At 41.7% G+C, this 12,748-nt stretch carries 7 protein-coding genes; 2 read left to right on the top strand and 5 right to left on the bottom strand.

What is annotated here, in order from left to right:
• Positions 1-19: 19 nt before the first annotated feature.
• Entirely contained in the window at positions 20-1,057 is a 1,038-nt protein-coding gene (locus AB4558_RS18730; RefSeq protein ID WP_372158984.1) for a polysaccharide lyase family 7 protein, read from the bottom strand.
• Between the two features lie 65 nt (positions 1,058-1,122).
• Positions 1,123-2,013: a polysaccharide lyase family 7 protein gene (locus AB4558_RS18725; RefSeq protein ID WP_372158983.1), complete on the bottom strand. Its 891-nt coding sequence runs from the start codon at positions 2,011-2,013 to the stop codon at positions 1,123-1,125.
• Between the two features lie 469 nt (positions 2,014-2,482).
• On the opposite strand from AB4558_RS18725, the gene AB4558_RS18720 reads away from it, so the two are divergent.
• Together AB4558_RS18720 and AB4558_RS18715 are read left to right on the top strand one after the other, a co-directional pair.
• Positions 2,483-3,343: an oligogalacturonate-specific porin KdgM family protein gene (locus tag AB4558_RS18720; RefSeq protein ID WP_372073777.1), complete on the top strand. Its 861-nt coding sequence runs from the start codon at positions 2,483-2,485 to the stop codon at positions 3,341-3,343.
• A 184-nt stretch (positions 3,344-3,527) separates the two neighbouring features.
• Positions 3,528-5,459 (top strand): LamG domain-containing protein, encoded by a 1,932-nt coding sequence (locus AB4558_RS18715; protein ID WP_372073775.1) that lies wholly within the window; start codon positions 3,528-3,530, stop codon positions 5,457-5,459.
• A 587-nt stretch (positions 5,460-6,046) separates the two neighbouring features.
• Here the strand turns inward: AB4558_RS18715 and AB4558_RS18710 are convergent.
• The 3 genes from AB4558_RS18710 to AB4558_RS18700 all read right to left on the bottom strand — a co-directional run bounded on the left by AB4558_RS18710 (position 6,047) and on the right by AB4558_RS18700 (position 11,891).
• Positions 6,047-7,615, bottom strand: coding sequence for a polysaccharide lyase family 7 protein (locus AB4558_RS18710; RefSeq protein WP_372073773.1), 1,569 nt, complete (start codon positions 7,613-7,615; stop codon positions 6,047-6,049).
• 414 nt (positions 7,616-8,029) lie between these two features.
• The gene (locus AB4558_RS18705; protein WP_372073771.1) at positions 8,030-9,781 is read right to left on the bottom strand and encodes a polysaccharide lyase family 7 protein; all 1,752 of its coding nucleotides are present in this window, start codon (positions 9,779-9,781) and stop codon (positions 8,030-8,032) included.
• Positions 9,782-10,019: 238 nt separating this feature from the next.
• A complete protein-coding gene (locus tag AB4558_RS18700) occupies positions 10,020-11,891 on the bottom strand; it encodes a methyl-accepting chemotaxis protein (RefSeq protein ID WP_372073794.1) in 1,872 nt (623 codons plus the stop codon).
• Positions 11,892-12,748: the final 857 nt, after the last annotated feature.

Here is a 12,748-nt window from a genome sequence, read left to right as displayed (position 1 = left end):
CTATTGGTTATGCTATGTGCTATTTACCGTTCAACTTAAGCGCAGAGAAAGTCACACTGTTGTAATCGCCATTCTTTTTATCGACAGCGAAATCGCCAGTACCGCCACAACCAGGCCCCCATACAGGGTGAGAATCGCTCACGCTACATTGGCCGTATGCGCCCGCTTTGTAGTAAAAATCATCTTCAGCATAGCCCGTTGGTGAGTCAAGTTCATCGATGCCCTTACTCAGGTCGATTTCATACTTAACGGTATCGTGACGCTCGGTTTCAAACGTTAGGTACATCATGGTGCCTTTCACTTCCACTTTGTAGCTAAACTCTTCACCAAGAGCAATACCGGCTTCACCCGGCTCTGCAGGGTTTTCCCACGTGTTACCCCACACTGGATAAGCGATATCGGCACGGTTAGGATCTTTTTTCTCTAGGTTACGTTCATAGTTCCAGAATACTGAACCCATTTCTTGGTCAGGAAACTTCTTATAGAAGATCTTTAGTGGTTCATTACCATGCCCATAACCGGTTCCAGCTTTGATTAGCTCGTTGTGTTTTTTAGCATGAATCTGACCAACCACAACAGAATGAGCTGGGTATTTTTCTGGGAACTTAGCGTTAACTGAGACGTGATTCACTTTTAATGTCGCTTCTAATGTTCCGCCCACAGCACTGTATTCACTAGCCGCTGGGTGACTCGACAGTGCCCACTGGTTTCCTTTATCAGCCGTATCGATTGAGAAATCAGCACCGCGTGGCATCTGGCGTAACTCAGAGCGTGCGTTTTTCGAGTTCTTCGTGGTAATCGCTTGGTTTTGTACTTCAAAGACGAGATTACCGTCTTTATCAAGGTGGAAGAAATCGCTGTGTGAGTAGCTCATCATTGCCACCCCTTCGATTTCGTCAACACGTCCATCTTCATTAATATCTGAAGGGATCGTTATTTTCCAATTTCGCATATCAAACTTATCAGCGGGAACTGGATAAGACACACCGTTATTTGCAAACGACACAATAGGAACTACTGATAGCAAAGCTACAGCAAGCATATTTTTTTTGAACATCCAAATTATCCTTAATAACAAACGAGTATTTGTAATCCCATTAATATTAACTAGGTGTAAGAAACCTAGTTGGTAATAACAGCTGAATCTTTAATTGAATAAACTAAATTGTAGAAGTGGGCTTCGCTTTCACCATTCTTGAATTGGTTATAAACGCCCGCTTTATAATAGCTAACCATATCTTTCCAATAACTAATGTCATGATTAACAACTGTGCTGTCGTTATGGTTTATAATTAACCTTTGGTTGCCGACATAAATATCGAACTTATCTGTACCTTTTTCAGCTATTGGACCCAGTGGCAATTTTATATAAGCCTTTTTGCATTCCGTTGATCCTTTATTCCCACTATTTGAGCTGCAATTAACGGCATTGTTTTTAATGATTGCCCAATACCAATCTGTCTTACCACTTCTGTCGGCGTCATACACCACACGAACTAAAGGATGGGGAATATACCCTTCGCCATGAGAACCTGGCTTTCCGTCGTAGTACGTCCCTTTGTTATGTACTTGCAGATACGTCATTTCATCACGTTTTTTTTCGCTGTTTTTTACCGAATCGCGAGGGTTAATGGGCATGAACTCAGCACTCAAATGATGGTACTTATTAGGCTCATCGACCTTAAAGTTGTCATTAACGCGGATCTCACTGCGATTCTTGTAACCCGCCATTTTAAAGACCAGTGCCTGAGTGGGTTCATCAACATAGAAGTGTTCAAACACAACACCATCAAAATTGCCTTTGCTCGCATAATCTTTCTTGTTGCCAGGTTTACCATCAGGATCTGACATCTGAAGTTTTGACATATTCAAAATATCTCGAAACTGACTGTAGTTGGCTGGAGCTTTCATGTCAGAAGCATAGGCTCCCAAAGAAATTGAAGCAGTTACTGCCAAACATATTACGTTTTTCATTTTTTCCGCGACCATCCATTGGACAAAAATTCTAAGCATGACACTCCCAAAACCACGGCCCATTAAAAGATAAAAGTCATTTATCTGATAGCCGAGCGCTTCCTATTGTCACACCACCCATAAAACATTTGTATTATTTTATCACATGTTTTTTGCTTTTCTCGTCAACATTGGAAAACTGAGAGGGGCGTCATTATTGAGATTAAACACAGCATTAAAAATGGGATATTCATAACGCTTTGCTATAGATAGCGACTTAAATGTTAAATTAACGACCAAAAAACCGCTAATTTTAACAAAAAAGACCATTTATTGTATGTCACATTCCAAAAATGAGTGACTCACCCCTCAATTAATAAACTAGTCAATATTTGATTTATTCGCATTGCAGCCTAGCTCACACTTTTTCATAATCTTAACATATAAGATTATTGTATGAGTTATTGGGTGGCTCACTAGGAATACCCTACCTTTACTTAACCTTAAATCTAAAAATACGAGAGTAATGATGAAAAAAATGAATATGGTTGCTATCGCAGTGGCAACAACTTTATTTGCAGGAATGGCATCAGCGACAACACTTGATTACCGCTATGAGTATCGTGCAGCGACTGATTATACAAAAACCAACGGCGATGAAGCTCATGTCGACGCTCGCCACCAGCACCGTGTAAAACTAGGTCATAGCTTCAAACTATCAGATAAGTGGAAGCACTCAACTGGCCTTGAAGTGAAATTTCATACTGACGATTCTTACTACGACGCAGATTCTGGTGAAGTTAAGTCAGCAAACAGTAGAAGCTTCTATGACGGCAATTGGTATATTTACGGTATGGAAGTAGAAAATACAGCAACTTACAAAGTCGATAACAACTGGTATCTACAAGTTGGTATGCCGATCGCTTGGGACTGGGATGAGCCGAACTACAACGGCGGTGACTGGAAGATGAAAAAAGTCACTTACAAACCTCAATTCCGTGTTGGTTATAATGCGGATATGGGATTAACGACTGCCATTCGTTACCGTCACGAGTATGCTGATTTCCGCAACCACACTCAATTTGGTGACAAAGATTCAGAGACTGGTGAGCGTTTAGAGTCAGCACAGAAATCAAAAGTCACACTAACGGGTTCTTACAAAATTCAATCTCTACCTAAACTTGGCCTTTCTTACGAAGCTAACTATGTAAAATCGCTAGATAACGTACTTCTATATAATAGTGATGATTGGGAGTGGGACGCAGGTTTAAAAGTAAACTACAAGTTTGGTTCATGGAAACCTTTTGCAGAAATCTGGTCATCTGATATCAGCTCGTCTTCTAAAGATCGTGAAGCTAAATACCGCGTTGGTGTTGCTTACTCATTCTAAATAGTCAAATTAATTAAATTAGCCCTCTCCTCTCGTAAAAATTTGGGCTATTCAAATTACTTTATTTTAAAGAATAGGATGTTCTAATAAATATTAGCTTTATCCTAAAAATATTTAACGACTACTTATTATCTATTTCTTATGTGATTTACATATGGATTTAATATCATAAAGAGAATATTTTATGCAGATTTCTAAAGTCGCTACTGCTGTCGCCCTTTCGACAGGTTTATTATTTGGTTGTAACAGTGATGGTTTACCTATTCCGACGGATGGTTCTACCGATCCTGCAACACCTACCTCAGCATTATTAAATGGTTATTGGGAATTTTCTGATACTTCAGCATTCTCAGCAGCCTATTCATCATCGAGTAGTACTGATTTACCCAACGTATATCGCTTCTCAGCAGATGGTGAGACACTTTATTACTACACTGACAATTCAGCTGACACCACACTCGGTGAATACGAACGATTTGAAACCACTTATGAAGAGACAATTGAAGATGATACTTCAGGTCAAGTTGCGTTCACGCTATTCAATAATGATGGTTCAGTAAGCACAATATCCGTAGATGGTGATTACTCCGCAGCTGACGGTGGGCTTAGTATTGGCGGCAACATTCCTATTTCAGGTACCGACCACAGCGAAAATAATGAAGTTACGAGTTCTGCAGACACAGCAGATGAAGCTTCAGGGGTTAATAATGCCGCTCAAATTTTAGATACGTTAACCGATGATACTGGTGAGTTGAGACTGAAGATCTTAAACACGAGCTCTACGGTCGGCAAAACGATTTCTTCAGGTAAGTTAACTGTTGATCTAACCTACCAACTTAATCCAGATAGCACTCAAATTGATGAAGGTCAGAACAACTCTTATATTTCGCTTTATTCAACCAATGATGAGAACGATAAAGTAAGCAACGCTTATCATCACGGTGACATAGCGATTGGTGACGGTATTATTCAATTCCGCGACGCTTCTGGTTCACTAACTGCGACTGGCGGTACCTTTGATGCAAACAACACGTTTGATGCAACTGTCGAGGTGGTTTGGACGCCAACGTCACATACCTTTACCATCAATGGTGAAACCTATACTGGAGCGGTCTCATCAAATAGTTCAGGTGAAGTTCAAGTTATTGCCCTTCGTCTAGGTACAAACAGTGGCGTAACGCCATATGAACTGATTGCCGACAACCTAAAAGTATACTCACTTAATGAGTCTACTGGAGAGTATGTTGAAGAGTTCAAAGACACTTTCAATGACTACTCCGTTGGATATGACTTAAACAACAACCCGTATAACAGTAGCACTTCTGAAGCTACGGTTATTAGTTTGACTGGAGAGGCTCCTGTCGATCCAGAAAACCCAGAGCCGCCAGTTGGAGACTTTCCGGTTGCGTTAAATGAGTACACTTTTGATAGCTCCGATTATGCAGTAGATAGCGGCAGTGCTAAAAATGATCTAACGAGTAAGTCAGGATCTCCTTTAATCACAACGACAGCAGGCGCAGCTGGTACAGGTGCAATGCATATTGACCAAGATTCAGCTACAGGTGGTGGCTATGGTTACGTGTACTACAATGCAACTTCTGAAACTACTACTGGTGCTCAAGCAATTGAAGGGTCATTTTCTGTAGAGACAGTAATCAAAGCAGATCGTTTTGGGTACTCTTCAGACGTTTCACTTGTTGATTTCGCGGAAACAAGTGATTACTTAGGGTTTAAGCTCTACCTAGAGTCATCAGACAACTCAATCAAGTTTAAGGTGTATGGAGGCCTTGATGCAGAGGATAATGGCTTAAGTACCGAAGCGAAATCTAGTGAAGGAGACGTATACCTTGTTGAAGATAATTGGTACCACATCTTGGCGACATACAGTCACTCAGACTCGACTGCTAACTTGTATATCGATGGTACTCTTGTTCACTCGAAAAGTGTCGATTTCGATGTTGTTGAAAATACAACAGATGACAAGTTTATTCTTTTAGGTGGTTCTTCTAGTAGTGATAAGAACTTTGATGGTTCAGTTGACAATATCGCAGTTTGGAATGAAGTACTTACTGATGAACAAATCCAAGAGCGTGTAGCTCAGTTTACAGCTGAGTAGTGCCTATTTAGTTCTGCCAAAAGCCTCTAGTTTTGCTAGAGGCTTTTTTGTACCGGTCCAATGTACACGCCTAGAACCTAAACACCGATTATCTAAAATCACCTTCACTTCTAATAAGTCACCTCGCGAATTTCTATTGAGGCTTCTAGAATGTTATCGAACGTCAAAATCAGTTTCTGTTGGTAACTAAAACCACATCTGTTAATTCAATAACTTCCGCTGTTAACAAGCCGTATTCTCAACTAGTAAACTGCCCTTAGAATCCAGACATTAGATATCAGTATTAATGCGGTGGTTGGTTTAATCATACCCAAGACAACCTAAGCCTATCGTTCTCAGTAACAACAGCTTGAACCAAGGCTTACAAATGCAGTCACATAAGGCGAATAAGAAGCGCTGTTGGAGACTGAGCGAAGAGTTTCGATACATAATATAGAACTGACAACAAGGCTAACCACCAGCTCTTGAGTCGAACTATCGAAGGGCCTGCTATTTACCTTACCCAAACAACAGGCACAAAAAAGCCTCCAAACCCTGAGGTTGGAGGCTATTGCGATAACTTAAATATTAAGTGCTATTCGGTTCGATTACTTTTGGTATTGATCGTGCGATACGTCTAGCTGGTAGAAAGTCGCTTGAGAGTAATCGTCTAGGTCACCGCTGATGTTTTGGTTGTAAACACCTGCTTTGAAGTACATGTACTTGCCGCCAACGTCATAGCCGCTGTTGCTCATATCAACCACTTGTACAACATCGTCTTTGCCTTCACGCATTAGCGTTACCGTCATCGTGTTGCCTTTAACGTCAATACGGTAGCTGAACACTTCACCAAGTGCGATACCATCTTCACCTACTTCAGCCGTCATGTCTCCCACTAGAGGATAGAAGTCCTCTTTGGTCGCGTCTTGGCTTTCGTGTGCAAAGTAAACTGCGCCCGTTGGTTGGTTTGGCAATTTACGGTAGTACAAACGAATCGGCTCATCGTTTTGATCGTGAATCTGACCAATGATAAAGCGACCTACTTCATTCGCATTACCCGTTGTTGTCGCGTGGTCGATTTTCAATGTCGCTTCTAGAACGCCATCGATACCTGCCGCAGCTTCTAAATCAGATTCAGGTGCACTTGAGAATACCCAGTTGTTCTTGTTAACACCTTTCGTACTGATAGACTGGTCACCACGACGCATCATCTCACGAAGCTCAGTACGTGCGTACTTAGTGTTTTTAGAGGTACGTACACCTTTCACATAAGCCTTGAATACTAGGCCGCCATCGTCCGCTGTGTAGAAGATTTCTGGGTGCTGGTAACCGTTTGCAAGGTTCCACTCAGACACATCATCAGGCTTGCCGTTTTTGTCATGATCGAATGGCTGAGACAGGTACCAATGAGTCATGTCGAAGTTTTCGCTCGGTGCATTACCTGCAACTGGTGTTGCTGGTAGGCCTGTCGGAACAGGTAGTGCGCTGCGAGTATCACATTCAACTGACGTCTCACAAGGGTAAACCGCTGCTACGCCGAAGTTACCAGAGCGTAGATCTTTACGCGCTGCTTTACGTGCTTTTTCTGCCGCTTTCATTTCAGCGATAATAACTGCTTCTGCTGCTACCACGTCTGAAGTGATGATATGGCTAGCAGGACATGCGTTAATGCTACAGTTAACTGCGGCTAATCCTGTCACACTGTTCCAACCGTTTTTGGTGTTGCCGTGACCAACATATCTTACGTAACGTGCTTTTACCGCAGGCTCAAATTGGAAACGCTCAAGACCGATAGCTTTACCAGAACTCAGTTGGTTCTCAAGTACCGTCGTCCAGGTTTCACCATCGACACTCACTTGGATATCAAACTTAGATTGGCGCTCATTACCTTTACTGAAAGATGCTTGAACAGCGTCAAATTCTTGAACTGAACCATAATCTAGCATTGCCCACTCACCGTCACCCGCTGAAGACCAACGTGTGGTTAGATCTTGGTCAATAAGACGATCTGGGCCGTTACCATCATGGCTACTAGCGGCAACTGAAACTGGCGTCAGAAGCGCTTCACCAGTTTCTTTGTTATTTGGAAAATCAGCAGTAGGCGTGCTCGTGCTCGCACAACCAACCGCAAGTAGAATAGAAGAAGCGAGTAAAGTTTTTAGAGTAATTTGTTTCATATTTAATCCATTATTATAATACAAAGACAGCGTTCGTAAGTGAAAGCCAAATCAGCAAACACGAGCTATAAGGCGATTCACCTATCAGTATTTGCGATAACATTAAAATATTACGTAATCTTATAATACAAATAAAACACTTCATTGGATAAATGAGACTGGGAACACTTTCCGATTTTTCTATGCTTTAACTGGATCACACTTCCTATTGATAAAAGACAATATATAGAAATTTAGAATACAAAATAAGCTCGTCATCTACGGCTCTCCTCCACTGAATGTGCGAGCTATAAACTCAATAAGACGAGTTCCCAGCAATCAGAAAACGCCGATTTATCTCTCCCTAAAAACCGAAAAGACCACATTAATGTGATCTTTTAATTTAATGTAGGAACGGCTTAAATCTCGACTCAATCAATAGTGTGCCGCTCTAAGAGAACTAAAGCTGACATCGAACACCTCACCAGCATAGCCGCTATCAGGTTTAAATTGAGGGTAAATGCCCGCTTTGAAATAGAAAGCAATATCTGTCGATGTCCAATCGGAGGTTAACAACACAGTGTCGCCATCTTTGTCTGTATAATCTTGTCCCCAAGGGATTAAATGAGAAACGGTGTTGGTTCCATCTAAATCATGAGTCGCCAAGTAGATACCTTCTGGATTGGCTCGAATCGTATATCGCCACTCTTCACTTGCCGAATAAGTCCCTAACTCGACACTGAACGGGTCACAATGATCACAGTCTTGGTTGTTGCGCTCAAAATCAGAGTTCAGTATCACTCTTACTGGCTTACTCTCGCCTTCCCATAACAGTTTCACCAATGCTTGATTGATCTTCCAACCATGGATTTGTCCAAGTACCACTTTTGGATCTTGATTGTTGATGTTCGGGTAATCTTCAATTCGCAAGCTTGCGGTTAACTCGTGACTGGTAGCGTTCGTTCTAGTGTCGTCCAAATACCAACTTGTATCTTCATCGCTGGTGCTACAATCCGGTTGAACACTGCTTTGATACAACTCCCTGAGCTCAGAGCGAATATAGCTAGAGTTTTGGGTAGAGGTGCCGTATCCCATATCCGCTCTAAAGTGCATTCTTCCTTCATCAGTATTGAAGTAAGAAAGATCAATATCACTGTCGTACACATCGCTGTCATTTGAAAGAAGATCTTTACTCGATTCACAACGTTCTGGTTCTAACTCAGCAGCACTGTCACCACCGCTTCCATACCAATCATTCTTACTCGGTGGAATAGTCAGCTTCCAATCATTAATGTCCCAATCGTTTGATCCATCGATTTGAGTCGTGGTGTATCTCAACGCCTGATAGTAAGCAATCGCTTCACCATTCTCAAATTGGTTATAGATACCCGCTTTGAAGTAGCTCAATAAATGCTGCCAGTAAGCGATGTCTTGATTCACTTTTACTTCATCATTCACTTTGAGCGACAGTGTGTTCTCATAAACAGAAAGATCAAATTTGGTAAAACTGTCCAATTCCGCCTCACCTAAATCGTAGCGATTGTATGACGTGGCATAACAATCCGAAGAGTCAGCAGCGCTGCTACAATCAATGGCATTGTTTTTCATGACTGCCCAGTAGTGACCTGTGAGGCCATCTCGTTCTTGCTCCCAAACCACACGCAATAGCGGATGAGGGATATAACCCGTACCACTCTCATCAGTCCCCTTATTGTGTATCTGCAGCAACGTCACTTCATCATGGTCGGCAGGTGAACTCGCCATTGCATGCTCGATATCAGGTAAGCTTATTTCCGCATACAAGCTTCGTCTTACACCCGTTTCATTGATATCGAAGTTTTCTCCCTCACGAACCTCAGAACGCATCTTATAGTTCGCCATTTTAAAAATTAGGTTTTCCGTCTCTTCATCTGCGTAAAAGTAATTACTGATGTAACCATCGAAATCGCCATCTTTCACTTCAGAGGTTTTGTTGCCCTCTGTGCCGTTAGGATCCGATACCTGAAGGTCAGAACTGGAGAGGATGTTTTGATACTTAGCAATATCATAAGGCGCAACAACGCCATAAGACGTTCCTGGACTGGTGTTATCAGAAGGGTCATCGCTATCACTTGAGCTATTTGAACTGCTTCCACCGCAGCCATAGGTGAGTGAAGCGAGAGCGACGATGAGGGTTGGCTTATTCACATTTATCTCACTTATCCATAAGAGTAGAGTGATAAGATATATTTGTACTATTTTATGTCAATTATCTATTTATCATAATGTGAGATGCGACAAATGAGGTGATATGAGGTGGCGCTACCGAGGATTTAGAGACAAAAACAACGCAGAAAGGCCACTCTAAACTCGACAGGTTTGGAGTGGCTCTCAGGCTAAAAGCCACAATTAAAACATTGATTTTTAGTGTTTATTAATAGAAACGTTAGACTTTAAAGCTACTCATTAGCTCGCTAACGCTGCCATTCAGTGTTTTGATTTCAGCCGACTCTGTCAGTTGATCTTGGCTTAGCTTATTGAGTTCCTCAACGAAGCTTTCAATCTTATGCATGTTCTTAGCGATACTATGAATCAAGGCATTTTGCTCGACAGAAGAAGCAGAGATATCGTTGTTGAAGTGACTCACGGTTTTCATCTGTTCCGTCAGCTTCGCTAGCATGTTTACCGCTTGCACAACTTGAGCACGAGTCATCTCACAATTGCTCTTCGTTAACTCGATCGATTTAACCAAGCCATCCGATTTAGATTGCAACCCAGATAACGCCTCTTCGATTTCAGAGGTGCTGATTTGAGTTCGGTTTGCTAGCGCACGGACTTCGTCAGCCACGACAGCAAAACCTCGACCATGCTCGCCTGCTCTCGCCGCCTCAATGGATGCATTCAGCGCAAGCAAGTTGGTTTGCTCAGCAATACCACCAATCACAGACACTATCGACTGGATGCTCTGTGTTTCATTGGCCATAGAACGAATATCATCCGACGTCGTACAAACTTGCTTCTCAAGATCACTGATGTACGTTTCGGTCACAGTGTTAATTTGCTTAGTCTCGTCACTGGACACGGCCGCATCTTGCGCTGCTTCTGCCGCAAACTGTGAGTTCTTCTCGACTTCACTTGAAGCCTCGGACAATCCATTAATCGCAGAGACCACCTGAACCGTTTCATCGGTATGAACTTTCAGTACATCGCTGGTTTCCTTGCAGCCTTCTCGAATACTTAATACCTTGGTATCAAGATCTGAGTTCTTGAATTTCACGTCTTTAACCATCTCTTGCAAGCCAATGATGAACAAGTTGATGTCTTTGGCGATGTGTCCTAGGTCGTCATTACCTTTCTCTGCGAGCCTTTGGGTCAGGTCGCCATTACCTTGAGAAAGGTCGTGAACAATCTTACGCAATGACACGATTGGGCGGTAGAAACGATTCAGGAGTAAAGTCATCAATATGACCGACCCCAACACACAGGCAATAATCAGCATTCGAGCATCCGACATCACACCATTCAGCTGATCGAGCGCAAGTTCAGGATCAATACTAGAAATCATGTACCACTCTTTCTGGCTGCCAATATCGACCTTCTTAGCCATCAAGATTCGCTGATTACCATCAATCATACCTTCAATGAATTGGTCAGGTAGTTCAATAGCTTCATTGAGTTTCATTAAGGCGTCAGCAGAAGATATATTGCTCTGTGGAAGCACGTTTTCTATTGTGGATGCAATTACCATCCCTCTCTCATCCACGATGATACCTTTGGCTTCGTAGATGCTATCTAGCTGTTTGAGCTGAGTTTCCAAATCATCAAATCGAATGTCTGCCATGATGACGCGATCTTGATAGGTGTAAGTCACACCAATCATAGGTACTTGAGTACTCTTGGTGAAAAACAGATCACTAAAAGATAAACCTGATTTCAATTTCGCTTGTTGATACCAAGGACGAGTCGTTGGGTTGTATTTTTCTTTGATTCCAACACCGTTTGGGAAAGACTCTGAAGGACGAGAAGTGTAAGAACGACCATCATCAAAACCCACTACAATCTTGTCAATACCACCGAGCTTAGCGGCAAAATGCATCAGCGCTTCGTTTGGTACTTGGTATGGGGATTTCATGAACTCTTGTGCAACGGAATTGACCGTATCGATGGTGCGCTGGACGGTGCTTTCAATCTGATTAATTTCTATCGTTAACGAGTGATCAATCTCGTTATAAATCGTTTGGTTTACTTGATCCGTCGCCAAGTTAAGCGTGAACCAGTTCGTAAATGCCAAGGCACTGGAACTGACGATCGCCACCATTAAAATCAATTTTCCTTTAAACCCTAGAGACAATTTTGAATTCATAAAACTCATAATCCATATCAACCTATGTCTATTATTTTTATCCGAATGAAATGGTCATTTTTTAGATATTCGAAGATACGGGAAGCAAAACTTGTTCATGCCGTTCCATCGTCACAACCATCAATTTAATTAATATTGTATGTTTAATTTACTGCACTTTCTGTGAGCAATCTTGACATATCAAAACTGGTTAAAATCACCCTGTGACATAGGTATCATTTATGAGTTTGAACTTTTAACATGATTAGAAAGGAATAATTAACCAATTAAAAATGATCAACTTTCAGATGATTACCTCACAACTTCGCCGATAATGCCTCCACTCAAATTATTCATATTACTTTCGGTCACCTGACTAGGAAAGTGAGCCTTAGGTCACATTTTCACCAACCAACCATTCACTCAAGGCATTCAATCTTAAAATTTATTTGTAATACAATAAGCCTTAAGTTATGGTGTATTTGAATCATAACTTAAGTTCTTTCTGGATGCTTTTGTTCAGTTCAAAGTGATAATTGAAGCAGCCGCTTTAAGGTCATTGAACTCGTTTAACGTAGAAACTGTCGGGGGATCTCGTTATTCGTTTTTTCACTTTCTATTGATCATTTGTTTTTCCAGACGGCTCGTCCGAACATGCCCATACAGTCACCAGCTGTGTGGGTTTTTTTTACTTTCTTTTCAGACCCGATATACGAGCGGTGTTAAGCCATCGCCAACAATCAGTTAAGTGCACTGGTTTAAGCTTGCGAGGAAAAGTGAGTGAGTTGGTGCTAGAAGGCTTTGAATTTACAAATAGATATAGATATAGATAT

Origin of the sequence: Vibrio sp. 10N.222.51.C5 (genome assembly GCF_041474575.1) — a bacterium.
Lineage (GTDB): Bacteria > Pseudomonadota > Gammaproteobacteria > Enterobacterales > Vibrionaceae > Vibrio > Vibrio crassostreae_C.
Note: the sequence above shows the minus strand (reverse complement) of the source record. Positions and strands in the feature narration are given on the sequence as shown.

Bases quoted from the DNA above. Each gene is read 5' to 3' on its own strand.
- AB4558_RS18730 (WP_372158984.1), bottom strand. From the start codon at position 1,057: ATGTTCAAAAAAAATATGCTTGCTGTAGCTTTGCTATCAGTAGTTCCT.
- AB4558_RS18725 (WP_372158983.1), bottom strand. From the start codon at position 2,013: ATGCTTAGAATTTTTGTCCAATGGATGGTCGCGGAAAAAATGAAAAAC.
- AB4558_RS18720 (WP_372073777.1), top strand. From the start codon at position 2,483: ATGAAAAAAATGAATATGGTTGCTATCGCAGTGGCAACAACTTTATTT.
- AB4558_RS18715 (WP_372073775.1), top strand. From the start codon at position 3,528: ATGCAGATTTCTAAAGTCGCTACTGCTGTCGCCCTTTCGACAGGTTTA.
- AB4558_RS18710 (WP_372073773.1), bottom strand. From the start codon at position 7,615: ATGAAACAAATTACTCTAAAAACTTTACTCGCTTCTTCTATTCTACTT.
- AB4558_RS18700 (WP_372073794.1), bottom strand. From the start codon at position 11,891: ATGGTGGCGATCGTCAGTTCCAGTGCCTTGGCATTTACGAACTGGTTC.